The organism is Paraglaciecola chathamensis S18K6 (genome assembly GCA_000314955.1).
Lineage (GTDB): Bacteria > Pseudomonadota > Gammaproteobacteria > Enterobacterales > Alteromonadaceae > Paraglaciecola > Paraglaciecola chathamensis.
Map to the genome: position 1 here is coordinate 38,322 of BAEM01000008.1, position 25,105 is coordinate 63,426.

A 25,105-nucleotide genomic window follows, 5' to 3' on the forward strand; every position below is an offset into this window, starting at 1 on the left:
GCACCACAGCAAGCTGTTGTTATTCCGTAGTTTTTCGAGTAGAACCAGTATTGGTGTGACAATACGTTTTTTACTTATACTGAGATGATTGCGCAGCAATATCTTGAAACCAATAATAAAGTTACCGACTTATGATTTATTGTCTGTTTTTAATCTATGAGCCTGTTGCTCTTGATAAATCTTTACTGCGTCTGAACCGACTTCTGACAATGGGCGGGCGAAAAGCCCAGATCATTGTAATCAACAACGGGCCTCAACGACAGCATGTGAATCGTGAGAATGTTGAATTCATTCAAGGGGACAACCGCTGTTTCGAATTTTCAGGTTGGGAAGCCGGTAAGCAATATATAGAGAAACGTTACTGTCTAAAATCGGATGATACATTTTGTTTTGTGAACGATACCTTTGACAAGAACCATTATTTTTCGTGGTTAACTGTGTTGCTTTATCATAGAAAACTCAAACAAGCAGTGAAACAGTATCAAGGCTTTATATTGGGGCGAGTAGACACGCGCAATATCGAGTATAAGGTCGATCATTTACCTTTCACTGAATGGGTTTCATCTTATTTTTTTATTGTAGATTACACTGCATATCAAGCATTAGTTTTCACCAATCCTCGACTGACCGACGCGGTGAGAGAGGTGACAGATGAATCAATTAATTTTGATAGCTCTGTGGTTGATAGCGCCATGCAGGAACACATCAATGGCTGGCTGAGACCAGAAGGAAAGGGCTGGTATCGCGCTCACACGAGTAACAATGAGGTGATTAAAAATAAAAGCATCGCTATTTTGCATGAGAAATATTTAACTGCGACCTTAAAGGCAAAAGAAATTGCCCTCATTCATGTGTACCGCGGGCGCTTTGGCAGATTAGTGCGCAAATTCGATAAACGTATACAGGATTACCGGATCGCTATTCGAGGCTAATACCATTCCACTTATTAATGCGGATTGGTATAAGGGCAGTTTACTCTTTTGCAGCTTAAGCTGAATGTGTGTGACTCTTTTATATTTTGCCTTCAAACTTATCGGTCAGTACCCCAGCTAACCTATTGTTTTATTTCGTGTAAAAATTGTCATACTGACAACCTCTGTTGTATGGTCAATCAACTTTACTGCTGTAAGACGTACCCATGATTGATTTTTCTAAAAAGCTAACCAGTGATCGACTTCACAACACCAGAAAAAGAGAGTCGATTAAATCCATTTTGTTCGACTTTGAAAGCGACCGTGGGCGTATTATTAATTCTGCGGCCGTGCGCAGACTACAGCAAAAAACCCAGGTGTTTCCCCTAGAGCGAAATGCGGCGGTTCGTAGTCGTTTAACCCACTCACTTGAAGTTCAGCAAGTGGGGCGTTTCATTGTTCAAAGTATCTTCAATAAGTTAGATCCCGCAAAGTTAACGCAATTTAATCTAATCGAATTCGAACGACACTTAGAGAGTGTAGTGGAAATGGCGTGCCTGATGCACGACATCGGCAACCCGCCTTTTGGCCATTTCGGCGAGCAAGCGATTAATGACTGGTTTAGCCTCAACTTGCGAGATTCATTTCCGCAAACGTCAGGCGGTGAATTTGTCTTCAATCAAACCTTACAGCGCGACATATGCAACTTTGAAGGCAATGCTCAAGCGGTTAGACTGATACATTCCTTGTTGCAGTTAAACCTCACTTTCAGCCAAGTCGCAGGCATACTTAAATACACGCGATGTGGTACCGATATAAAGCCAGATAAAACCCATAGACTCAGTTATTTACAGAAAAAAGTTGGGTTTTATTACAGCGAAAAAGAATATGTTGAAGCCTTGTGCCAAACCTTAGAGATGGAAGTGGGGCATCGCCATCCTGCGTCGTACATTATGGAAGCTGCTGATGATATATCTTACTGTATCGCTGATTTAGAAGATGCTGTCGAAAAAGGCATTCTGGATATCGAAAAGTTACAAATATCTCTTTGCGAAGAATATCAGCTATTGCTCAATGAATTTGGATTGGAGCCGAAGAAAAACGTAATGCAATATGCCACGATGAAAGCTTATGAAGCCGCACAAGAGGATGATATTTCTAGAGACAGTCAATTCTTTATATCCCTTAGAGTGGGCGTTCTTCATCCCTTGGTCAATCATGCGGTCGAACGTTTCATTACTAACATAGAACCAATTTTTCATGGCTCGTTTAATCAAGCGTTATTAGAGGACAAAAGCTCCGCTCATGCGCTTTCTGAAGCGTTTAAAAAAGTCGCGCTTAAATATGCGTTTTGCAACAAAGAAGTAGAAGCACGAGAACTACAAGGCTACAAAATTATCACTGGTCTGTTGGATTGTTATCAACCTTTACTCAAGTTGACTAAAGCGCAATTCACCCAAGTGTATCAGCAAGAAAAGGATGCCCCCCTACTAGCAAAAAGGTTGGTTAAAAAGCTACCAGGTAAGCACTTTCGGGCTTATTTGCATGGGATCCAAAATCAACAAAATGACGAATTAGAGTTCTATTATCGTTGCCGATTATTACAAGATTACATTAGCGGCATGACGGATCAGTATGCCTATGATGAGTATCGCGCACTTATGGTGGTGGACTAGAGCGGGCTACAGCATTAAGTTAGCCTAATGTGATTGGGGATTAGCTGTTAACTTATTTGAAGCGCACCTTGCCACCGATAATTTTGAGTGCAGGTGTGCCTCGCACGAGTGTATCTCTGGCAAAGACCGTTTCACATGTAGGGCAGGTGCCTTCAGTTACTGTGAAGTCTTTGCTTATTCTTTCTTTAAAACATTTTATTAAGGCACCTTTGCCACCTTTTTTATAGCGAAAAAGTTGTTGTTGGCAGTTTGCGCAGAAAATATCGACGCTTTTTGAAGGGGCTTTAGAATTTGGTTTTGCCACAATGGTCTATAGTATTTCTAGTTAGTTAATTGGTCTTACAGTGTAGGGATATCAAAACAAAATGTTAAAGACTAATTAGGTGTATATAACCGCTTATACCATTCCAGGTTAATAACCGAACACACAGCGCGAGCTTTAAAAATTAGCTTTCGGTCGCTCATGTGATGGTATGAAAAGATGGAATTGGTATTAGATGAAGTATCTTGTTTTTATTCTGTTGTTTGGTGCTTGTTTTGCTTGTGCAAATTCAAAAGACAGATTGGTTTTTTCAGCGCCGGTAAACAGTGGCCTTCCGCCAATAGTGTGCTCTGAAGTCTTGCGCCTTGCTCTTAGTCGCATCGGTATTGATATGTCCCTAAATTTTAAGTCTTTAGAACGTTCAATACTCAGTGCCAGCAGGGGGGAAACAGATGGTGAAACCGCCAGAGTAAAAGGATTGAACGCTAAATACCCTGACTTATTTCAAACAGGCGTGTCGTGTTATGCCCACGACGTCAACTTGTATACCCTGGCGGGGAACGAGTTCAAAGTCGATGGTTGGCAAAGCATACCGCCTAGCAAAGTCATCGGGTATCGCAAAGGTACACACTACATTGAACAAGCCGCAAAGCAGCACGATATTTCCATTTACCCGCTTGAGACAAATGAACAAATTTTTAAATTAATAAGCGTAGGTAAAATAGATATGATGATAGCGACAGAACAACTTATAGGCTCAAGGGTAATGCTCAATGAGTCGGCTGAACTTGTCATCTTACAACCTGCTTTAGAAAGACACGGGTTTTATTCTTATATTCACAAGCAGCACCTTGCCATTTTACCTCAGATCAATCAGCAGCTAACGCAGATGAAAGCCTCAGGTGAAATAGATTCAATTCAACAAAAAGTCGCTAACACCTTTTTGAAAAAACTGAAATAAGCTGTTGCTGGCCTTGTTTTATTACTTGCTCTAGCAATTATTTGCCCCCCTACAGAAATGTGTTTTATATTTTAGCTGATAGTAGTTAGCCAATTGGGTGGTAACTTATCAATTGTCGGTGACTGGTATCGTCGGTGACTGATATCGTCGGTGACTGATATCGTCGGTGACTGATAGCGTCGGTGACTGATAGCGTCGGTGACTGATAGCGTCGGTGACTTATAGAAAGGCGTTCACTGTCATCGTTCTTGCGAGCTTTAAACGAAAAGCCGTAAAACGAAACGCCATTTAGCGACAGAATATTTACTAGCTGCCAAAAATTAATTGCCAAATATCAGGGCTTCGTTCTTTATGATAACGCTTTCTTAGAGCAGCTACTTTTGTCAGTTGTGCTTTGGCCGTATTGATATCCTTGCTTTCTAGACTTGCGTGCACCAAACCAAGTTGCGTTTGTACTTTGTCTAAGCCTTGTTGCAAAACGCTATGGCGCTTCTTATCAAATTGCACCAGCTGCACTGATGCCACTAAGCGCTGAAACTTCTCTACCAGAGTGAGCATCGCGCCAGGTTCAGATGATTGCATGGCTTGTTTGTAGGTCAGCGCCATTGATTTCATGGTTGCCTTCACATCTGTGCTTGGTGTTACCTCGTTAACGGAGCTGCTAGCAGATGCTTGGCTAGGCGTTTGATTTAGAGCTTGATTGGCCAGTGCTAAGGGGCTACACATAACGCAAAGCGCTAAGACAATGTGTTTTAATATCTGCATTTATTACTCATGAAATTAACAACGCGCGCAGTTTAGCATAAAAGCGGCGTATCTTAGCTTGCTAGCCGTTTCTTATACCAATCCGCATTAATAAACTAACCAGCAAAGCACCATCAAAAAACACTCTCAAAAACCATTCACAAAAACCATTCACAAAAACAACTCACAAAACTCAGACTGATCCGCACATATTTAGCTAAACAGTTTCAGCTAATCAATTGCTTGGTTTGTATAAACCAAATGAGATCACTCCACTGCGGCTAACAGGAATGCTGCCCCATAAACCTTTACTGGTGAATATTTTAGCGTTGATTTCATAAGCCAGTTCCTGAGGCTTCGTATTCATGATATCGAGCAGAACGCGGCCTGAGTTAAACAAGTTGGCCGTTACGTCTACCTCAAAGGTGTTGTCGCTTAAGGGCGCTAATACAAACTGTTTGTCGCTAACCCCTGTAGCGACCTGTACGCCACGTAAATTAAGTTTGAAGTTCATGCCATCCACCGGGAAAGAGATGTTATTCGGGTTGGTCACGCGAAACGTAAGGCGAAAGCGTTGTTCGAACCCCTGTGCAGGCAACATGCTTAAATTGGTTAGCTGTAATTCGGGTTTTTCGAAGTCAGGGGTTAACGTAGCGCAAGAGGATAGCAATAGAATGAGAGTGAGCAGGGTGGCGAATTGTAATTTCGCTAATACGTCACGTGCCTGATGGTAAGCTTGCATAATCCAATTCCCTTTTTAAACGACATCATAGAAGTACACATCATCGCCGCAGCGATTAAGTGAGTCAAACGTTCTGCAACAAGCTTATGTAGGTAAGCCACGATCGCGTATTTTATTACCCTTTTTATCGATGTTTAGCTTTATTTCCCCGTTAAATATTGCGCTAATTTATTTTAAGGTAATGATAATTGTTATTATTTGTGTTGTGATTGAGGTATATTAACGTGATCGCATACACGTTTATTTAGTTATACATTTTTGAGGGAAAATAGAATGCCGAAAGTTCGCAAAGGTTGGGTTTACCCATCTCTGTCTGCGTTAGCCATAGCGGTTGCCGCTTCATCTGCCGCGCAAGAGCAAGAAGATAGCCTTGAGCATATTGAAGTGAATGCTATGCAATCTTATCGAAGCACAGCCACTAAGTCTTCATTGCGTCCCATTGACTCACCTGTGAGTATCAGCGTGATTGATCAAGAGTTACTGCAGCTACGTCAAGCCGATTCAGTATCAAAAGCGCTTCGTTATACTTCAGGGGTAACGACAGAAAGTCGCCCTACAATCACAATTTTTGATCAATTTACCATTCGCGGATTTACCACCTATCAAACGTTTTACGATGGCCTTCCTTTGTTAAGCAATAATAGCTGGAACCTTTATCCTCAGGTTGATGCCTTCGCGACAGAATCACTGGAAATATTAAAAGGCCCTGCATCATCCTTGTATGGCTTGGTGCCCCCCGGCGGCTTGGTGAATCAAGTCGCAAAATACCCCAAAGACGATGATGAAACGTTAGTGCGGGCTGCATTTGGTTCTGACAGTTTAATAGAGTTAGGGTTAGATACCACAGGAGCATTGAGTGACAATGCTCGTTATCGCTTCGTGGCCTTGGGCCGTAATCGAGATGGTTATCAAGATACCACTGAAACCGAACGCTATACCGTTGCACCTTCAGTGACAGTCGATATCAGTAAGGCCACTGAACTGACCTTGTCAGCTTACTATCAAGACGATCCTGAGTTAATCCCGTCAACGTCGTTGCCTGGCATAGGAACACTAAACGAAGCCCCTTACGGTAAGCTTGATGTCAGTAGTTATGCAGGTGACGAAAACTGGAACAGCTTTTCTCGAGAAGTGCTGATGTTGGGTTACAAGTTAAACCATCAGCTGAATGAGGATTGGTCTATATTGCAGAAGTTTCGATATACAGATGCTGAAGCACTCCAACAAAATACCTACCATACAGTTGAACCAACAGATGGCATCTTTTTAGCACGCTCAGCGTATCTTACTGACGAAGAAATCGACGGCGTAACAGTTGATACACAGGTAGCGGGTTTTGTTCAAACTGGTGATGTATCACATAGTTTATTGTTCGGCATAGATTACCAAGACTCTGATTCGACAGTTGCCTATCGTGATACCTTGGGTACGGATACGCCAGCGCTTGATTTGAGTAATATTGATAACAACCTGTTTGACGTAGATGCGCTACCTCTGGATTTCTACCAAGAAGATCACAATATCGACATCGAGCAAATTGGATTTTACCTTCAAGATGAAATGCGTTTCGGCAAATTTACTTTGTTGCTAAACGGTCGCTATGACCAGTTTGAAAGCACAGATGAAGTGGCCAATGTATATGCGGGCACACCCTATGGTAGCACCACAGAAATTGACCAAAACGAGTTTTCTGGTCGCGTTGCAGCCATGTATACCTTCGATTCTGGCTGGCGCATGTATGCAAACTACTCAGAGTCTTTCGAGCCGGTCTCAGGCGTTGATTCACAAACGGGTGAAGCGTTCAAACCCACCACAGCTGACCAAATAGAGATAGGCACAAAATATATCAGTGATAATGGTGCAACTACCTTTTCCGGCGCGTACTTTGAGCTTACTAAGCAGAATGTCGTGGTTAACACACCTGATTTTGCGCTGAAAACACAAAACGGTGAAGTGGAATCAAAAGGCGTAGAGCTGGAGCTTTCTACCCAAATAACCAAGGCGCTATCTGTACAAGCGAACGCAACATTCTTAGACATGGAAGTGACCGATAACCCGCTTGATACTGACATCGTTGGCAAAACCCCAGTGTGGGTAGCAGAAGAAAGTGCATCTGTGTGGGCAAACTACTTCTTCGACGATGCGCTTGATGGCCTAATGTTGGGCGCGGGTGTGCGTTACGTGGGAGAAACTCAAGCGGATAAATACAACAGCCAAGTCGTGCCGTCGTATACGTTACTGGACGCTGTTTTGTCTTACGATATTCCTAAGTACGACCTAAAACTAACAGGTAGTGTGAGTAACCTCACTGACAAAGAATACGTCGGTGCATGTTTCGATACCAACAATTGTTGGTACGGCGCACAGCGTAGATTCGAAGTGGGGATCGAAAAACGCTTTTGAGGCCGCTACTGCAAAATAGCTCATACTCGGTCCTAGAATAATTGGACGATTTTAAGGCCAGCGAACATGCTGGCCTTTTTTAGTTTTATCTTGCATTTAGTTGAGTTGAAGCAGACAGCAATGTTACTTGCCGAAACTGCAATCAGCCTGGGTTTGTAGCATTTAAATAATCTAAGTCGGATTTTCGGGCTTGCTAATATCAATCCTCATCAGGAATACTTAGCAGCATTTTTACGTCATCAATAGAATAGCTACCTAGCCCAGGTGAGCTTCCCTGTACGTCCTGCGTGTCGTAATGAAAATATAGGCTTAATCGGTTGATGTTTGTATCAGACGCTAAGTCACCCGTAGCGGTAACACCACCAAAAAGAAGACTATATTTGTAGGTTTCAAGATTTAATATAACTAGACCTGCATGAGGAAGATTATTTCGTATAAACCCGATTTGCCTTGAAGTGCCTCCGCGTTCATATATCGTTACGCTTGACCAATCCTGGCCTGGGCCGTCAGTCGCTCGCTGAATAGACAGCTTGATAAGGGAGCGGGTATGCCATTGGACACTTTCGTAAAACTCGATCCAAAGCCTTTGTGAGTTTCGATTACCAGGGTATTCAACGACGCCATCCCAGAGCACGCTATAAATATTATTTGTCTCTGTAGTTGGCCTAGCATGAAACCCTAAATATGGAGCTATAGGTTGTTCACTCATGTGATAAAAAAGACGAAGAATTTTATCGCCAGATTCTCCGTTAGGGTCATTTATGACTTTTAAGGGGGCTAAACTTGCCGAGCTATTTGCAGTACTTCCAGTCCAGGTTATTTCATCACCGGCTGGATCGCCAGCAAGTGTTAAATCAGGAAATGTTCCAACTGTGTCATCAAAATTAGCTCGTAAAAGTGGTTGATTAGCGCATCCGCAAAGAACAAATAAAAAAAGTGAAAATATAAAAGTGAGTAGGGTTTTAGTCTTCATTACGATCTTCCTTGTATAAGCCACAAAAGAAGCAATATCAACATCCAGTAATATCGCTAAGCGTACCAATAAGAGTAATGACGACTTTTATATTTCGCCATAAATTTTGCGAAATAATTTACCGTGAAAGGCCACCTAGTTATCTTAAATTGTGAATGAGAACTACGATTAGATAATTCGATTCGGGACGCTTTTAATCATGGAGGAAAACACAGAATGGGATGAGGTAATATAAAGATCTCACCCCTCCTGACAGGAAAGGATGAGAAGCCTAGGGTTTACACTGACTTGATTTTTTTCTACTTAAGATTAATGCAATTACACTGAATGCTAAAACGCCTAGAGGTACCGGCTCAGGAACATCATGTGTTGTGACCGCCAAAATATTTATAGCGTTTCTACCTGAGAATACGATTGTTTGCCCTAGGCCATGGGTGAAACTAAATCCTTGCGGGTCTTGGATGACAATATTACGAGCAATGTCGTATTCGCCAAATGTAACTAGCGTAGTAAGATCAACTTTTAACGGCGGACCCCACAACCACAGAAATGCTGTCATCTCACCTACTTGTATTAAACCGTCATTATCTAAATCGCTTCCGGTAAATATTCCAAAATCGTCATTTGCGTTGATGTGGTCAAATTCGACGGTGATTAAGTTTGCATTCGCGAAGCTGCTCATTAGCAATATGAAACAAAATAAACATGGTTTTAGTAGAGGGTTTTTCAATTGAAACTTCCTTTAGGGGTTATGTGGGCAGGTCGGCTGAATCCACTAAGCCCTAGCTATCTAAGCAATATTAAAGCCGTAATTTAATTCCTAATATTATCAATCGCTTAATCGAGTTCTTTTCTCTTTAAAAAGGGTTGTGCATAAAAACCTGACACATGAGTGGTCTGGTGTAACTTATGACTTACATATTGGGAAGTAGTTAGGCGGCGAGCATTACACGGTCTATTGTTTATTCATACCACCAATAATGATGAAGGCGATGGACCAAAGGAGACAGAGCGCAAAAGAACAGTAGGTTTTGGCGAACGGTCATAAATTGCTTAGTTTGGGTCTAGGACTTTTATTCAATTTTCGCTGATTCTAATTGTCTAGTGAAAGCTAATGGCTATGATAAACTCATTAGCTGATAGTCAATAGCTATCACCAGTCTCTCTTTATAACATTCTTTTTACACACTAAAATCGCGGCGATTTATACTTTAGTCTAATTCACATGGCTTGCTGTCATTAAATGACGTTAGTGTGTAAGCAAGGTGTATCGTCTTAACGTGAGGTTTTAAATGAAACGTATTTTGTTTGCTGTGGCTATTCCAGCGTTATTTTCGTCCTTCTCCGTACATGCGAATGCTACTGCAGTACCCAAAATCAAAGGTGCTGACAGACCGCCTTTTAAACGGGAAATAAAAATGGAAGCAGATGATAAAAAAGGAGTGCAAAAAGATCAGAATGAGCAGGTAGTTATAAGAAAAGGTCGAACAGCCCTTAATAAAAAACCTCCTTTTACTCAACGTACCACGCACGCTCGGGTGCAACTGAGTGAAGAAACAAGCCGTAAGAGAGGCCCTCGTCCTCCTTTTAAGCGTTAATCTTCAAACTGCGGGTTGGCTCCTGCAAAAGCGCAGAGCCAACCTATTTTACAGTCCGGAATGAGTTGACCACTACAACGTGAGGTAGTCCATCCCGGTTTTAGTTGCTCAGCTAAATGAACAAAACAGCGTTAAGGTCGCTTAACGCAGTCAATTTTACTTGTTCTGTAGCATCTTCAAAATAGATTGTGCGTGTTCATTCAAGCTGTTGAGTTTGCTAATAGTACTGGCAGGCTCTCAGGCGCAGCGTCACAGTGGCGAAAGAAGTTCACTGAACACGGTTAGGTCAACTACCCTAAGGCGCACAGAGCGCGTTAGTAAAATGATATAGCAGGCTGAAACCACATGAAATAGCAACGGGCACAATACCGATAAACAAAACAACTGTTAACCTCACGAACCCAGTCAAAACAATATGTCAGTTGTGACGGTGCGGCTTTGACAATGTCAGTGATATCATCAGCCACATTACAGGTTAAATACATAAAAGGCGCCTCGACTTTGCTTTTGGTTGGCGCCTCAAAATAGGAGAAAATATGGGGGCTCTTGAAGCCAGCACTGCAACCAGCACTGAGGCAGGCACCGGCATTGGTACGCAAACACCCGAGCAAGCATTGGCGACGCTTAGTGATATGACGCAACACCTTGTTCCTATCCAGGTAGAGGAACACTTAGCGCGTATTGCTAAAGCGCAAGCGTACATGCAAAGCCATAAAATCGACGCTATTTATCTAAATGCAGGCACAAACCTTACGTATTTTACAGGTATGAAATGGTATGCCAGTGAGCGCATGGTCGGGGCTATTTTACCCGCAAAGGGAGATGTGCAATACATCGCGCCTCATTTTGAAATTGGCAGTCTAAACGGTTTTAAAGTCATCGATGGGCCGATACATGGGTGGCAGGAACATGAAAGCCCTTATTGCTTGTTTGTAGAGGTACTAGAAGGTTTAGGAATAGCGAAAACCGCCACGATTGGCATAGATGAAAGTGCGCAGTTTTTTATCTTCGACGGCATTAATAAAGCCCAAGAGGGCTTAACGCTTATCAATGCACAAGAAGTCACCGCCCATTGCAGAATGCATAAATCGGATAACGAACTGGCGTTAATGCAAGGTGCCATGGATATGACGCTGGCTGTGCATCAAGCAACGGCAAGCATGCTGTACCCAGGTATAAGTACCACAGAGGTCGAGGCCTTTATTGAACAAGCGCATCAAAAGGTGGGGGCGCCGGGCAATTATTTTTGTATTGTGCTCTTTGGGGTCGCCACGTCCTTCCCCCATGGTGTAAAGGATCCACAAACCCTTAATGAAGGGGATGTTGTGTTAATCGATACCGGCTGCAAAGTGCACGATTATATTTCTGACATTACCCGAACCTATGTATTTGGTCAGCCAACGAGTAGGCAACGACAGTTTTGGAATAATGAAAAAGCCGCCCAGTTGGCAGCCTTCAACGCTGCTAAACTAGGCGCGCCTTGCGAAGATGTTGATGCAGCGGCTCGTCAGTATTTGGCCTCCCAAGGATTAGGCCCAGCGTATCAAACACCGGGCTGCCCACATCGTACTGGTCATGGCATTGGTTTAGATATTCACGAATGGCCGTATTTAGTTGGTGGTAACAAAACGCCGCTTGCTACTGGCATGTGCTTTAGTAATGAGCCTATGCTGGTGATACCCAATGAGTTCGGTATTCGTTTAGAAGATCATTTTTATATGACTGACGACGGCCCCAGATGGTTTACCCAACCAAGCGAGAGCATTGATAACCCTTTTGGGCTAGCTGAAACGGTTACGTAAAAAACTGGTGAGTTTAGCTAAGCGACACTCTGACTCAGTCATAGTTAATAACAAAAAGCTCGCAAACCGAAAGTCTGCGAGCTTTTTTAAACTCAATTGCTAGAGGTCTTAGCGTACCAGTTAAAACTGGTACGATGCCGATACTCTAAAGCTGCGCGGTGTACCTGGTTGTACCCAAGCATCTGCGAATGAGTTGGTGTAATAATCTTTATCAAACAAATTATCGACTTCTGCCCTAAGCGCTACGGACTCGGTTAGGTCATACGCTACGAATGCTCGGGCAATGGTATAGCTAGGTAAGGTGAAATCAGTGCCAAAGTAGCCATTTCGTTTATCCACATACACTAAGCCACCACCGACTTCTAATTCATTGCCATCTAACTCAAGCAACTTAACCAGTTGCAGGCTAAGTTGTTGCTCAGGCACATTGAGCAGGTCTGTTCCGGCTTCAATCGTGTAACCAAAATTGCCATCAAAAAACGAATTTTTCGTTTTCGCATCCACATACGCATAAGATGCCCAAAGGGTTAGTCCATCGGCAATTTCGCCATTGATGTCAATTTCAACACCTTGACTCTCGGCCTCGCCAATGGCGGCGTAAGTAAAACTAGTTGGGTCGTCAACTACCAGAAGGTTATCTTGCTCAACGTTGAATATGGCGATTGTGCCGAACAACCCTTCGTCGTTCAAAGTGAACTTAATGCCAATCTCGGCTGAGGTTGATTGGTTTGGTTCAAAGCCATCACCGTTGCTGTCTGTACCTGACAATGGACGGAAGTTTTCACCATAAGCCGCATACACCGAAAGCACGTCAGATGCTTCATACACAACACCAAACTGCGGGCTGACCCGTGATTCTTTTTGCTTTGACTTGCTATCAGATAAACGGTTATCCATGGTTTGCTGATAGTCATCAAAACGAGCACCGATACGCACATCAAGCTTGTCGGTTATGCTAATTTGGTCTTGTATAAACACGCCAAGAGACTCTTGTGTTTCAAGGCGGTCGATTTGAGTAGAGAAGTCATTCGCTAGATCATCAGCGTCACTGTAAACGGGATTATATATGTTGATGTACTGCTCCGTGGTGCGGTCGCGCAGCGCAAATTGGTCATTATCAAACTTGTCTGAATCGACCCCGAGGATGAGGCGATGTTCAATACCTGCTACCACTAGGCTGCCGGAAAGCTCAGCACGAAATACTTGATACTCGGCATCATATTCGCGGTAACGACGAAAACGATTTACTTCATCATCAACAACGCCTGCAAAACCCGTTTCGGTCGCGAAGCCTTCTAGCGAAGTATCTCGGTAGTTAGCGCCTAGCAAAAGACTCCAGTTATCATCAAAATCATGGTGAAATTCTACTTGGTGACCCAACGCATCAGTTTCGATTGGGCCATCGGCTGGCTCGCCCAGAAAGCGACTTTGTGGGATGACCCCAAGTTTGTTGTCTATCGCTAATACACCTCGGTCGAAAGGCACTTCTTGATGAGCATATTCTAATTCGTAAACTAAGGTGCTTTGATCGTCAATCTCCCATGCGATAGAAGGGCTAAAGCCTTCTTTTTTGCTTTTAACAGTGTCACGAAAGCTGCCAGCATCTTCATAAAAACCCACAAAGCGCACTGCTACATCGTCGGATAACGGAGTGGTGTAATCCAAATCAGCTCGGTATGTATCATAGCTTCCTGCGGATATTTTTATTTCGCCCTGGGTGTCAAATGTTGGGCGTTTGGTTACTAGGTTTACCGTGCCGCCAGGTTCACCGCGACCAAATAATGCAGCACGTGGGCCTTTTAACACTTCAACAGATTCGATACCCGATAGGTCACGAGAGCCGCCAAAACCTCTACCCGCATTGAAACCATTCACCAAGTAGTTACTCGGTAGGTTTTCATCGCCTACAAAGCCACGTAGTGAAAAGCTGTTCCAAAGGCCGCCAAAGTTATTCTGACGGGAAACAGAGGCAGATAAATCTAGTGCTTGGTTTAAGTCAATCGCCCCTGCATTTGCTAATGCTTCAGAATTTATTCTTAACTCTGATTGAGGAGTCTCTAAAGGACTAAAGTTGCCTTGATACGCTTGTCGTGACCCTACAATGCTTAAGGTTTCGATAGTACTGTCTTGGTCGACATTTTGTGATGCACTTTGTTCATCTTCTGCGATAGCTTGTTGTATAAACAAGCTAGCTAAGCAAGCACTGAGATAGGTGAGCTTTAGCCCTTGTGTACCAGAGTTCATGGTGAAACCTTTTTGAAAGTTGTGTGTTATTTATTGGTCGTTTGAGCGCTATCTGTATCGCTTACGCCGTGTTGTTTATTAATGAACTTGTCAAAACTAGGCAAGTTAGCCAGATTCCCTTTGTCGAATTCGCCTTGTGCAAATAAGAAAGGGTAGTAATACAGGCGCAACGTTTTATGGAAGGCTCGTACTTGCTGCTCGTACTTATGCGCGGCCACGGCGTCTGTTTCAGCGAGGCGAGTTAACACCCGTTGCAGTAACAGAGGCGGAGAGAGCAAAGAAGCGTACCCAGCTAATTCATATTTTTTCTGGGATGCAGCACGATATTCTTGAGAGATAGGAGCCGCAATTTGGTCTCCGACCTGTTGAAAGGCGTAGTACCACTTCCACTCAAACATGCTTTGCATGGCGACATGGTCTTTCCATTCAGGGTAGGTTGCAGTGAAGGCGTCCATCGTGGCTTCTTTCGGGAGATCCCAGGCGTCGTTCACGGCTTCTCGCTGGGTTAGCATGATGTCGCCCCCCTTAGGAGAGTGAACAAATTTGTTGATCGCTAAGTCACCTAAAATAGGCGTAATAAAGGCGAACAATACCCATATTCCTATTAACCCAGAGGCGACTTTAGGGCCGCTGTTTGCGTTCTTGCCCCAGTAAACGCTTAATATTGCCCAAAATGCTAAGTACATGAAGCAGCATAAAGAGACTAGCCCTACAGCCACCAGTGACGTACCACTGACCCACGCGCCCACATAAAATGGCAGCATTAAGCACAGGAAAAGCGAGATGAAACGTATTGCGCCTCTTGCTCCCCACAAAGCCCAAGGGGATTTAGCCGTGGTGACTAATAAGTCGTGCCTGCCACTACTGCGCTCGTTAGCGAATAAATCATGAAACAATAGGATGACAATAAGTGGTGAGAGCGCACTTATCACAAACAGAAAATCGATTTTTCCTGCTTGGGTAAGCTCTGCATTTTGGGTATCGCTTTCGTAAATTTGCCCTTCGATAGCGAGCATTTTAATGCGGTGCTTCCACGGGTAAATATCGCGCTCACCCAACGCCGCAAAGGCTAAATCTGACGGTGGTGAATAAGTAAGATGGAAGGTGTAATAGGCTAACATTCCGATTTCGTCTTGCTTATTTTGCGTGTCAGTGCGATCGGCTACATCAGCTGCTTTTAAGCGTTCAATGGTTTGCTGTTGTTGCGCAACCTCATTCAAGCCACTTTGTACTGAAAAACCAGATATTAAGATAGCGCAGCCTAGCAACACTAAAAGATACTTCTGGCGCAACATAAATCGCCATTCGCGGCTAAGTTGTTTAAACATATAACTCATACTAAGCGTTTCCCTACCAATCGAATGACAATGATTAGCGCTGCTATCCAGGCTAACAGCTGTAAAAATGCAGGAGCACCGCGCTGCAATCGAAGGCTGGGCGTATCAACAGCAAACGAAAAATCATCTAATACTTGCCAGTTTTGCGCATTTACCCGGGCTTTTTGCCCAGAGTCAGTGTCCTTGTTTCGATTCATATCAACTTGGTAGCTGAGCTGCTCCACATGAGCCTTGTTTAGTCCTTGCACGAAATCGAATCTCAGCTCTTCAGCTTCACGTAGGAATTTATGGTGGGTCTCTATGCTTGTGCCGGCTGTGAGCATTGATAAAGAGCGAATGGCTACCATCGGCGATAACCAACCGAAGTCTCTCGATACGTCCGTTTGGGCTAGCTCGGTTTGCATGCGCTTTTCGGCAAACTCATTTAACACTTGGGTTAACTTTGCTTCCGATGTCATGGCTATCACACCTCGATAATTGACAGGAAGCTGATCAATTGAGTCCACGTTATATTTTTCTAATAAAGACGCTTTTATTTGGGCAAATGCTGGGTCGTTCGCATTGTGGCCATCACCTAATTTTCTCATTTCGGCGGCAACCGCAAAATCTGTTTCTAACTTACCTGCAGCAGGAACTGTGGTTATTGCTGTAGAGCTAGCGACTCTTGGCATGACCACACAGAGCAATATCCAAGTAAGTGCCAGCGCGGTAAAGCTTTCGCTGTTTTTGGAAAGTGCGCTAGAGCACAGTAATACCAACAAAGCCCAGACTGTCAGATACAGGGCATAACCCAAAACAAAGCCAACAATAGCCGTGATACTTTCACCTTCATGCAGGCTAAAAAGCGCCGAGATGGCTACAGGCACTAAAATGAGGCCGATGACTGACATTAAGGCCAAGCCTTTGCCTGCAATTAGGGTGAAACCAGACGTGCCTTGAGATAGTAAATAGGTGAGTGTTTGGGATTCGCGCTCACGACTGACCGAGCTGTAGCCAATAAGAATGAGAAGCAGCGGAGCTAATGTTTGCAGGATAAAAGCCGGCGTTAGGCTACCAAGTTGAGTTAACGCTGTACCTTGTTTTTGGTCAGCGAACATCGCACTGTTTTGCCTATGTCCTTCTAGAAATATGGAATTTCCAGTGTAGGCATCAACGCCGGGATCTAACACACTGAGTGGCGATGGGGCTCTAAATGCATAATGCCCATAGTGCACCATTCTATGGGGGTGCCTGTCCGGTTGGTCTGCAAAGGTCTGCTCTGCGTCCTCTTGCAGCGCGTGACGGGTATGGCTTAGTTCCATTGTATTGATGGCGGTTACCACCACAGAAGACAATGTAAGGATCAAGCCAATTGCCAACACTGATATTGCTAATTTAGAGCGCAGCCAATACCGCCATTCGTCTTTGGCGACAACCATCATTTTTGCAAAACGTGCTGTTGAAGATGAATGCTCGCTCACGCTGCGCCTCGTTGGGCAAATGCCGCGTGTACTTGTTCGGTTTCAATTTGTCCGTTTTGCGGGGCTGAAAATTCGCCCACAAGCTCGCCATCACGCAATAAGCCAATACGATCTGCTACTTGGCAGGCACCATATACGTCATGGGTCACCATTAATATGGTAGCGCCGCCAGATGCAAGCTCTCGAACGAGTTGGTTAAATTCATCGATAGCCACAGGGTCGAGGCCCGAGGTGGGTTCGTCTAACAAAAATATGGGTGCTTCGCGCAGCAAGGCTAACGCTATTGCGGTTTTTTGGCGCATGCCCTTTGAATAAGTTTGCATGTGGCGATCCCGCGCGTTACGTTGCAAAGCAACACGATCAAACGCTTGGTCAATCTCGTCATCTGATTTTTGTATATCAGCTAAAGACAAGAAATATTTGACGTTTTCTCTGGCCGTTAGATGAGTATATAAGGTTGCGGATTCTGGCAAGTAGGCGGTTTTTTCGCGTACATGATTGAGTGCATTGATAACCTCTTTACCATCAACTTTCACCGAGCCACTGCTTGGGGCGTTAAACCCTAAAAGGGTCTTCAGTGTGGTTGATTTACCCGCCCCATTGCCACCGAGCAAAGCGTATATTTCACCCGCTTCAACGCGGAAATTGAGACTCTTCAAAATGGAATTATTTTTAATATTGACGCAAAGCGAATTTGCCTCAATGACGGCCGTAGCCTGCACTATTTCTATCACGTGAAACTCACATCGTTATATTATAACATAATTTAAGATATGTTATAATGTAACGGTAATGGTTTGCAACTAACAAATGAGAACAACTTAACAAAACATAACTATTCGATTAGTAACCGGTGCTATTTCGGTTTTAACCACTGTGATGTTAGGGCAAGGCGTGTTGTACTCTAAAAGAAAGATATCGAGACACCCATGATAAAAATAGGAAGATATCAAGACATCCATTATAAAAATGGTTAATTTTCATCCCTCAACTACACTTGATGCGTGTTTCATTTTATTGAGTCGACTGTTTATGCCTCAGTCACGAAAAAGCCAAATCAGCTTAGTCGATACGCCTTATTTTATTCACAACATCCATGTCGTTCACTTCTTCGAAGCCAGCTAAAGCTGTTCAAATTATATTCCCGATAAATTTGTCACTGTGTGTCCCGTTGTGTACGCCAGTCTTTCTTATGCGGTACAAACACGCTGACAGGGCAAAGCTACGAGCATCGTCGTGGCTGGGTAGAAGCGCGTTTGTTGTTTTTATCTACTGTGCTCGCTATCGATAGCGCGGCTACCGCATTTGTGCTTATGCAGTAATGAGTAATCAGTAAAAATGTCGGGAGCATTTTACAACAGCTTTAGCTGGCCCGAAGGGCGTAAGGCAGGATGCCTGAAGTAGACCCATGTGGTGCTTTGTGTGGATAAAGCCCTAGCTGATAACTGGGATACCGAATCGGTACTAAAGCGTTATCACACGCTTCATAAAGGCACGTTACTGACTCAAAAATTTATAAACGGTGATACCTTAACCCAAGGGGAGTTAATCACCCTTGATGATACCGTTGAAATTTACAGAAAACGCTTGTACGACATTAGCTGGTTTATGCGTGACTTGAATGAATATATTGCCCGTCAAGCCAATAAAGAAGATGAATGCACAGGCCGGTTTTATTCGCAGCCATCCTTGGCGCTCTCCCTGCGGGCCAGCTAAAGCTGTTCTAATTTATTCCTGATAAATTAGTGGGAAGGGCGATTTAAATCTCAAGCCTTGTTAGATGAAAGTGCCGTGCTGGCGTGTATGGCCTATGTAGATTTAAACCCAATTAGGGCGAAAATAGCCAAAACACTCGAAACAGCAAAACACACCAGTATCAAAAAGCGCACTCACGCCGCTAAACATCATCACGCCCAACCAAGCACACTAATGCCCTTTGCGGGAAGTTCAAGGGAAAACATGCCCAAAGGAATCGCCTACTCCCTCAAAGACTACTGTGAGCTTATCGATACCACAGGCCGCTGTATTCGTGATGACAAGGCAGGTTATATCGACAACACTCAAAGCCCTATTCTAGAAAGACTAGGATTAGACTCAGCACAGTGGTTAGCCTTAACCACTGAATTTGAAAAACACTTCTGCTACGCAGCAGGCGCAGAGCAAATGATGAACGCCTTTAAACGCCACACTCATCATCAACGAATACGAGGAATGGGCAAAGCAAAAGAGCTGCTGAAGCGCGCTTAAACTTAAATCAATCTCAACAAATACACTTATTGCACTGCTTGTGAGGCGGGCGCTTGTCAAAAGCTGCGCAATCGTCGCTGTTTACCCTTCTCAACACCTGAAATCCAAGTAAAAGTTCTTTCTCGAGGGCAGAAACGCATATCAGCACATTTTGATAGGTGGTAACTCAGATTCAAATTTTAGAATGGCTGTCTTTATAACTTCCTTTCTCTTTATCACTTCCTTTTAGCGATGCTGGCATCGTTAGTTAAAAGCCGCACTAAATCTGCTTAATCAAAGATGATGCTTAAATAGGGTGATACATCATTTATGACCGATGAAGGTATCGAAACTTAGCCAAATAGCTAAGTGAAGCGGGCTCACAGTTGCTTTAAAATTAAAAAAATTGCTATTTCCTAGTAAATTCCACTGTGTGTTATATAGACAGTTTGCATGTATTCTCTACTGAGCTAGCAAGTGATTGTTTAATACTAGATAGCCAACGGTGATATTAGTCCTTAATCTGTAAAACAAGGTTTGATTTTGCGTTCTTACTTTCATTTTCGTGCTACATACTTTCTATTGTTGCTGGTAGCGTTCCCGGCCTTCGGAGAAGGGGCTTTGCAGCTATCAGATGGGAATAATACGCTAGTAGATACAAACTTATGGCATGCGCTAGATGACTCGGTTGATGTAGCAAACCTTGACGCTATGGGTAAGCTAGAACGTATCAAAAGCACTCTTCAAAACGCACGAGTAATGCCGTCGCTGGGGGGGCAGACGGGGGCTTATTTTACCAAAGTGACTTTGAATATTCCCCAAAAGGGGCAGTATTTTGTAATCGTGAATGCTAATTTTATCGATATAGGGTTAGCCTCATATTCTTCGAGTTATCAACCAATCCCGACTTTTCAGGTGTTTTCTCAATTGGAGGATGATAGCACTCCACCTCTGCTCCACTTCCAAGCCATTACAGTGCAAACCGCCACTGAAAATGAGCAAGTAGATTTGTGGTTACTTGTTAAAGCCAAACAGTTTCCTACGCCTGCTTCCCTTTCTATCTTGGATAGTAAAGAATTTTATCAGTACCAAAAATTCAATAATGGCATTTCTATAGCAGGCATTACCGCAATGCTTATTTTGTCGTTGCTGGCCGTACTTATATATACGGGAACGAGAAAACGGGTAGCGTTAACCTGTGCAGGCTATTTAGGGTTTCACGGCGTTGGCTGGGCTGCAGCATCTGGTATGCTCAATGATATTTTTGATTTTCCCTTTAATTCAAGTTACGGAGGAATACTGCTTTTCCCATTCGCTATTGCATGTGCCGCGCAGTTTGTTTCTGATTTATTTGAATGTAGAACCGACCACAAAAAGCTGTTTACGTTTTTGAAATGGTTGAGTGTGACGAGCTTTATATTAGGTACTGCTATGTGGTTTATGCCATTTACCTTAGCGTACTTGTTATCTCATTTATTGGCCATGTTTTGGATAGTACTCACGATCATTATTGGAGTCGGGATGCTTAAAAAGCGTGACTTCAGAGCCAAGTATTTTTTAGGCGGCAATCTACTTTATAGTATGACGTTAGGTTACTACATAGCCGCTCACAGCCAATATTTTGGAGAGCTAGCATATTCTGAATCTGCCGTAATATTCGCCTTGTCTCTAGACTGCTTATGTATTTTGTTGTGTTTAACTGAATGGTTTAAATTAAAACAAAAGGAATTTACTCGAAATCAATACTTGTCACGCATTGATTCGATGACGCAGCTAGGAAATAGGTTCTCCCTATCGGAGTGCATCCAGCAAATACCTGATTGCTACGTCATTGTTTATATAGACTTGGATGGGTTAAAAAGTATCAACGATAGAAGCGGGCACGACGAAGGTGACAAACTTATTGTTAAAACGGCGAGTCTGCTACAACAGACGTTTTATTCATTGGGCGACGTGTTTCGCTCAGGGGGCGATGAATTTGTAGTGGTCTTAAAGGCTACTTCAGCTAACAGTATTAAAAATGTTGCTGAGAATGCATTCGCACAAATGTCAGAGCTTTCAAATGAGCTAGGCAAGCAATGGCGCGATGCGGGTGTTAGCTATGGAATAGCAACCAGCCTAGAAGCGAAAGGGCCCTCAGAATGCATATCATTAGCTGACAAACGAATGTATCAGCACAAAGCAAAATCTAAACACCCACACTCACATTAAACACTCACCCCTGATTTCGCGGTATTACCCGCATTAACATGGGTGTCTCTATAGCTCGATGGCGCGATGCGGGCGTTAGCTAGGGAATAGTAACCAGCCTAGAAGCGAAAGGGCCCTCAGAATGCATATCATTAGCTGACAAACGAATGTATCAGCACAAAGCAAAATCTAAACACCCACACCCACATTATACACTCACCCCTGATTCGCGGCATTACTCGCATTAACATGGGTGTCTCTATAGCTCGTTAACATGGGTGTCTCTATAGCTCGATGGAATAGCAACCAGCCTAGAAGCGAAAGAGCCCTCAGAGTGCATATCATTAGCTGACAAACGAATGTATCAGCACAAAGCAAAATCTAAACACCCACACTCACATTAAACACTCAACCCTGATTTCGCGGTATTACTCGCATTAACATGGGTGTCTACGTAAATTGATGCAACGCATAAGAACAAAAGATGACAAACTGTCCGCTTGGGTCAAACAATTGGTTGAGCGTCGAGGCAAAAATAAAGCAGCGGTGGCACTGGCCCATCGACTCGAGAGGTTAGTGTGGATATTATTACACCGAAACGAAAATTATCATTCGGTAGCTAACTATCAAGCATTAAATACCGGTAATACGCTGCTACGAACACAATCAAAGTCGACGATAAATGATGTTAAAGCGGGTTTCCCGTACTTAGCGATAGTCTGTACTAGGCAAGGTTTTCTAAAACCGAGTGGGTCTTTGAGACAGTTAAGTGCGGATCTCATTAGGACCAGAGAGTACGCCGATAGAGCTTTTCTCCGAATAGGCCGCAACGCGGTTAGCGGGTAAATGTCAGTACGACCCTTATTCATTCACTGTGACGCTAAATTTATTTGCGAAGGTGAATGGCAAACGCGTTCTAATAGAGAGGGAAGGTACATGTTGTCTTGACGATAGGGGAGCATCCATATATGTCTCTATAGATCGGTGTGATTACTTTTAGTTGTTGTAGATACTTATCTTGATAAGCAGTTCTGCTTGTGAGTTCACTTCAAGCTTTCTGAAAATAGACTGAAGGTGGTTTTTCAAAGTGTTGTAACTAACATTCAGTTCACATGTAAGTGCGACTAATTTCTTTTTAGAATATAAGGCCTGCAAAAGCTCTAATTCTTTCGGGGTTAAATTATATGACTCACAAATATTTTTCCAATTGAGCAGTTTTTGAAAGGTAATTGTTATTAGGCAGCAGGGTAAGCTAATATCAACGAAATCATTATTTCTAACAATAGGCGATATGACTATTAATATATTTGGACCGATTCCAAGTTTGTCTTCAATAATAATTGATTCTTGCATGCTGATATTGTTATAGGATAAATTTGCGCATTCATTAATATAATAATTTAGCTGTAACTGGAGAATCTCTTCCTTAAGAATTAACTTTTTATTGGTTAACTTCAATGAGTGTGTTGTAGTAAGCTGATCATCTGCAGTTTTATTTTTTAGGAGGATATTACCATTGCTATCACATACTAGAATTGCTTTGCTATCCTGATCCATAATGCTTTTAGTCAACTTTCCATAATTTCGATGTATGCTAAGTTCTTTTTGTATATGGATGGCTTTACTTAAATGGGGGACCAGTAAGCCGAAAAAATTACAATCCTCTTTGTTGTAAGCTAACTGTTCTGACCCGCGTGTAATGGCTAACGCTGATTCATATTTACTATCTCTGCACATTACTCCTGCGAGCGCAAAATGAGATTTTAAAGGTACAAATATATTTTTGTAATATTCAGTATTAGAAATTTCATTTATATCAATATGTTCATTACAGTACACAAACCCCCCTTCGGGGACTATTTTAGTTACTTGATAAAATGGGTCCTCGAGAGTTCTGCTCTTATAGTCCAACAGCACCTGTGAGGAATAATCAAAAGTGGTGTAAAACTCCATAAAAACGAGTTCATTATCAGTGACATTTTCTAGAAAGAAAAATGCCTTATTGGAATGTGTAACCTCCATAATTCTGTTGAGCGCTGAAGACCAGTCAGTCGTGAGAGCGGCGCTATATATATCCTCGACTAATTCTGAAAACTCTATCGTTGAAATATTAATAGTCATAAGGGGTTGCTCCTCCCTGCATAAGACGTTTGATTTCATAAAATGCGTCTAGTTCTCAAGGTAATATAGCCTCTCAGCTTTCTTTAAGCCTAATTTTTCATCTCAGTTAGTACAAATGTATCAGACGAGATTTTTTGCAATTATAAATGCCGAATTTCACCATGCGAACATAAGTTATTGAAACTAATTATTTTGTTTTTACTGGCATGCAATTAGCATTGTTTTTTACGAAATTTAAATACCAATAACCAGTATGTTAAAGAGGTACGTAATATGGGAATTATAAAGTTATGTCGAGCCAATTCTTTATTTTTATACTCTCTTCATGTATTTAGTTGGTTTGCTTTAATTTCGGTTTATAGGTATGGAAAAATATAGCGTGTTTACTTGGTAAATCTATCTTTCTGTTTATAGGTAAAAATTGTAAGTTGCCATAAATTAGCCTGTTTAAGTGATCCGTTAACATTTAATTTATTGATTGCATACGTAATATTATGGCAAGTAACTAATAAGGGAATTGGAATGAAAATTAAAAATATACTCTTCGTAATAATGAGTTTTCAGTATTGTAACTTGAATTATGTCTCTGCAGCAATTATCAGTGCTTCTGATGGTGTAAACTCAACTTATTGCAATGGATTTACCTCTAAAACTCAAATATATCATGACACAAATACAGCTACTGGCGTAATAAAAAGTGAATATCTTTACAATGCGTCAGAACAAGTTATTGAAACACCAACCTTTGACGGAAGTTGGGTTGCCAAATCTAGAGGAACTAATTGCATAGTCGATAGTAACAACTTTAATGGAAGTTCTTATGCTGATACTTCGTTTAACGCATATACAGGAGAGTCAAAGTTATTTGCCACTGCAGAATTTAATGATTTAGTTAACGTGAGTACCGGTATAGATTCATATAGTGAAACGTATATGAGTGTAAGCTTGGTATTAAATAATTTAACAGAAGACACTCAGTTTTTTTTAGATCTTAATGTCGAAGGTGACTTTAATTACTCAGGCTTGGGCAGCTCTTCATACCATAAACAAGCCGATATTATATCTGATGGTAATTTTACTAGATACGCGGAGAGCTGGTATAGCACTGAAGGTGAACATGTAAATTACTATGAACGTCTTTTTGTAGATATCAAGGCTGGAGTGACTAATTTAACCTTTATTTTAAGAGATTATTTATCCGCGAGTGCAGTTGGTGGAAATGGTGCAGGAAAGTCATCATCAGCGACGGCTAACTTTACAAATACGAGCTGGTTTAATTTTGGTTTCACGTCTGAAGTCGAGTACACATTAGACTTGCCTGAGCTTCTGACTACGCCTAGGCCTAATATAAACATGAATGAGGTCCCTGAACCTTCAACACTAATTCTTCTTGCTTTAGGAATTATTGGAGCTTCATACAGGAAATTCAAGGAATAATCTCTGACGCTGAATCAT

General features: G+C 42.5%; 19 protein-coding genes and 1 pseudogene. 9 read left to right on the forward strand and 11 right to left on the reverse strand.

What is annotated here, in order from left to right; genetic code table 11:
- The first annotated feature begins 131 nt into the window (after positions 1-131).
- Together GCHA_RS03465 and dgt are read left to right on the forward strand one after the other, a co-directional pair.
- Positions 132-932 (forward strand): hypothetical protein, encoded by an 801-nt coding sequence (locus tag GCHA_RS03465; protein ID WP_318248921.1) that lies wholly within the window; start codon positions 132-134, stop codon positions 930-932.
- Positions 933-1,138: 206 nt separating this feature from the next.
- Positions 1,139-2,587, forward strand: a complete 1,449-nt coding sequence (gene dgt / locus GCHA_RS03470) for a dGTPase (protein ID WP_007985086.1) — start codon at positions 1,139-1,141, stop codon at positions 2,585-2,587.
- A gap of 52 nt (positions 2,588-2,639) precedes the next feature.
- On the opposite strand, the gene GCHA_RS23145 is transcribed toward dgt, so the two are convergent.
- A complete protein-coding gene (locus GCHA_RS23145) occupies positions 2,640-2,891 on the reverse strand; it encodes a hypothetical protein (RefSeq protein ID WP_007985088.1) in 252 nt (83 codons plus the stop codon).
- A 193-nt stretch (positions 2,892-3,084) separates the two neighbouring features.
- Here GCHA_RS23145 and GCHA_RS03480 point away from each other — a divergent pair, with 193 nt between their 5' ends.
- A complete protein-coding gene (locus tag GCHA_RS03480; protein WP_007985090.1) occupies positions 3,085-3,810 on the forward strand; it encodes a substrate-binding periplasmic protein in 726 nt (241 codons plus the stop codon).
- Between the two features lie 85 nt (positions 3,811-3,895).
- Here the strand turns inward: GCHA_RS03480 and GCHA_RS22865 are convergent, their stop codons facing one another.
- From GCHA_RS22865 to GCHA_RS03490, 3 genes are all read right to left on the reverse strand, one after another.
- Positions 3,896-4,141, reverse strand: coding sequence for a hypothetical protein (locus GCHA_RS22865; protein ID WP_153810699.1), 246 nt, complete (start codon positions 4,139-4,141; stop codon positions 3,896-3,898).
- Positions 4,117-4,575, reverse strand: coding sequence for a cytochrome b562 (locus GCHA_RS03485; RefSeq protein ID WP_007985092.1), 459 nt, complete (start codon positions 4,573-4,575; stop codon positions 4,117-4,119). The genes GCHA_RS22865 and GCHA_RS03485 overlap by 25 nt, the downstream gene beginning before the upstream one ends.
- Before the next feature lie 214 nt (positions 4,576-4,789).
- Positions 4,790-5,296 carry an LEA/WHy family protein gene (locus GCHA_RS03490; protein ID WP_007985094.1) on the reverse strand — a complete coding sequence of 169 codons (507 nt, stop codon included), beginning with the start codon at positions 5,294-5,296 and terminating at the stop codon, positions 4,790-4,792.
- A gap of 273 nt (positions 5,297-5,569) precedes the next feature.
- Between GCHA_RS03490 and GCHA_RS03495 the strand changes: the two genes are divergently transcribed.
- Positions 5,570-7,699 (forward strand): TonB-dependent siderophore receptor, encoded by a 2,130-nt coding sequence (locus tag GCHA_RS03495; protein ID WP_007985096.1) that lies wholly within the window; start codon positions 5,570-5,572, stop codon positions 7,697-7,699.
- A gap of 199 nt (positions 7,700-7,898) precedes the next feature.
- Here the strand turns inward: GCHA_RS03495 and GCHA_RS03500 are convergent, their stop codons facing one another.
- Positions 7,899-8,672 (reverse strand): hypothetical protein, encoded by a 774-nt coding sequence (locus tag GCHA_RS03500; protein ID WP_007985098.1) that lies wholly within the window; start codon positions 8,670-8,672, stop codon positions 7,899-7,901.
- A 271-nt stretch (positions 8,673-8,943) separates the two neighbouring features.
- Positions 8,944-9,402 carry a hypothetical protein gene (locus GCHA_RS03505; protein ID WP_007985100.1) on the reverse strand — a complete coding sequence of 153 codons (459 nt, stop codon included), beginning with the start codon at positions 9,400-9,402 and terminating at the stop codon, positions 8,944-8,946.
- A gap of 562 nt (positions 9,403-9,964) precedes the next feature.
- Between GCHA_RS03505 and GCHA_RS03510 the strand changes: the two genes are divergently transcribed.
- Together GCHA_RS03510 and GCHA_RS03515 are read left to right on the forward strand one after the other, a co-directional pair.
- Positions 9,965-10,270, forward strand: a complete 306-nt coding sequence (locus tag GCHA_RS03510) for a hypothetical protein (RefSeq protein ID WP_007985102.1) — start codon at positions 9,965-9,967, stop codon at positions 10,268-10,270.
- A 536-nt stretch (positions 10,271-10,806) separates the two neighbouring features.
- Positions 10,807-12,072: a M24 family metallopeptidase gene (locus GCHA_RS03515; RefSeq protein ID WP_007985105.1), complete on the forward strand. Its 1,266-nt coding sequence runs from the start codon at positions 10,807-10,809 to the stop codon at positions 12,070-12,072.
- A 120-nt stretch (positions 12,073-12,192) separates the two neighbouring features.
- Here the strand turns inward: GCHA_RS03515 and GCHA_RS03520 are convergent, their stop codons facing one another.
- From GCHA_RS03520 to GCHA_RS03535, 4 genes are read right to left on the reverse strand one after another with little or no spacing between them, the layout of a single operon-like run.
- On the reverse strand, positions 12,193-14,316 hold the full coding sequence (locus tag GCHA_RS03520; protein ID WP_007985107.1) for a TonB-dependent siderophore receptor: 2,124 nt from the start codon (positions 14,314-14,316) through the stop codon (positions 12,193-12,195).
- A gap of 26 nt (positions 14,317-14,342) precedes the next feature.
- On the reverse strand, positions 14,343-15,653 hold the full coding sequence (locus GCHA_RS03525) for a DUF3526 domain-containing protein (protein ID WP_007985108.1): 1,311 nt from the start codon (positions 15,651-15,653) through the stop codon (positions 14,343-14,345).
- Complete coding sequence (locus GCHA_RS03530; RefSeq protein ID WP_007985110.1) at positions 15,650-17,113, reverse strand: ABC transporter permease; 1,464 nt, start codon at positions 17,111-17,113, stop codon at positions 15,650-15,652. Before GCHA_RS03530 ends, GCHA_RS03525 begins: the two co-directional genes overlap by 4 nt.
- Positions 17,110-17,847 (reverse strand): ABC transporter ATP-binding protein, encoded by a 738-nt coding sequence (locus GCHA_RS03535; RefSeq protein WP_007985112.1) that lies wholly within the window; start codon positions 17,845-17,847, stop codon positions 17,110-17,112. The genes GCHA_RS03530 and GCHA_RS03535 overlap by 4 nt, the downstream gene beginning before the upstream one ends.
- A gap of 298 nt (positions 17,848-18,145) precedes the next feature.
- Here GCHA_RS03535 and GCHA_RS03540 point away from each other — a divergent pair.
- Together GCHA_RS03540 and GCHA_RS03545 are read left to right on the forward strand one after the other, a co-directional pair.
- A pseudogene (locus GCHA_RS03540) lies at positions 18,146-19,360 on the forward strand (transposase).
- Positions 19,361-19,882: 522 nt separating this feature from the next.
- Positions 19,883-21,550 carry a sensor domain-containing diguanylate cyclase gene (locus tag GCHA_RS03545; protein WP_039992018.1) on the forward strand — a complete coding sequence of 556 codons (1,668 nt, stop codon included), beginning with the start codon at positions 19,883-19,885 and terminating at the stop codon, positions 21,548-21,550.
- 975 nt (positions 21,551-22,525) lie between these two features.
- On the opposite strand, the gene GCHA_RS03555 is transcribed toward GCHA_RS03545, so the two are convergent.
- Positions 22,526-23,650 (reverse strand): helix-turn-helix transcriptional regulator, encoded by a 1,125-nt coding sequence (locus GCHA_RS03555; protein WP_007985118.1) that lies wholly within the window; start codon positions 23,648-23,650, stop codon positions 22,526-22,528.
- A 522-nt stretch (positions 23,651-24,172) separates the two neighbouring features.
- On the opposite strand from GCHA_RS03555, the gene GCHA_RS03560 reads away from it, so the two are divergent.
- Entirely contained in the window at positions 24,173-25,087 is a 915-nt protein-coding gene (locus GCHA_RS03560; RefSeq protein WP_007985120.1) for a PEP-CTERM sorting domain-containing protein, read from the forward strand.
- The last annotated feature ends 18 nt before the right edge of the window (positions 25,088-25,105 follow it).

Excerpts from the sequence above, each read along its gene's own strand:
- GCHA_RS03465 (WP_318248921.1), top strand. The coding sequence starts at position 132 with ATGATTTATTGTCTGTTTTTAATCTATGAGCCTGTTGCTCTTGATAAA.
- dgt (WP_007985086.1), top strand. The coding sequence starts at position 1,139 with ATGATTGATTTTTCTAAAAAGCTAACCAGTGATCGACTTCACAACACC.
- GCHA_RS03480 (WP_007985090.1), top strand. The coding sequence starts at position 3,085 with ATGAAGTATCTTGTTTTTATTCTGTTGTTTGGTGCTTGTTTTGCTTGT.
- GCHA_RS03485 (WP_007985092.1), bottom strand. The coding sequence starts at position 4,575 with ATGCAGATATTAAAACACATTGTCTTAGCGCTTTGCGTTATGTGTAGC.
- GCHA_RS03490 (WP_007985094.1), bottom strand. The coding sequence starts at position 5,296 with ATGCAAGCTTACCATCAGGCACGTGACGTATTAGCGAAATTACAATTC.
- GCHA_RS03495 (WP_007985096.1), top strand. The coding sequence starts at position 5,570 with ATGCCGAAAGTTCGCAAAGGTTGGGTTTACCCATCTCTGTCTGCGTTA.
- GCHA_RS03500 (WP_007985098.1), bottom strand. The coding sequence starts at position 8,672 with ATGAAGACTAAAACCCTACTCACTTTTATATTTTCACTTTTTTTATTT.
- GCHA_RS03510 (WP_007985102.1), top strand. The coding sequence starts at position 9,965 with ATGAAACGTATTTTGTTTGCTGTGGCTATTCCAGCGTTATTTTCGTCC.
- GCHA_RS03515 (WP_007985105.1), top strand. The coding sequence starts at position 10,807 with ATGGGGGCTCTTGAAGCCAGCACTGCAACCAGCACTGAGGCAGGCACC.
- GCHA_RS03520 (WP_007985107.1), bottom strand. The coding sequence starts at position 14,316 with ATGAACTCTGGTACACAAGGGCTAAAGCTCACCTATCTCAGTGCTTGC.
- GCHA_RS03525 (WP_007985108.1), bottom strand. The coding sequence starts at position 15,653 with ATGAGTTATATGTTTAAACAACTTAGCCGCGAATGGCGATTTATGTTG.
- GCHA_RS03555 (WP_007985118.1), bottom strand. The coding sequence starts at position 23,650 with ATGACTATTAATATTTCAACGATAGAGTTTTCAGAATTAGTCGAGGAT.
- GCHA_RS03560 (WP_007985120.1), top strand. The coding sequence starts at position 24,173 with ATGAAAATTAAAAATATACTCTTCGTAATAATGAGTTTTCAGTATTGT.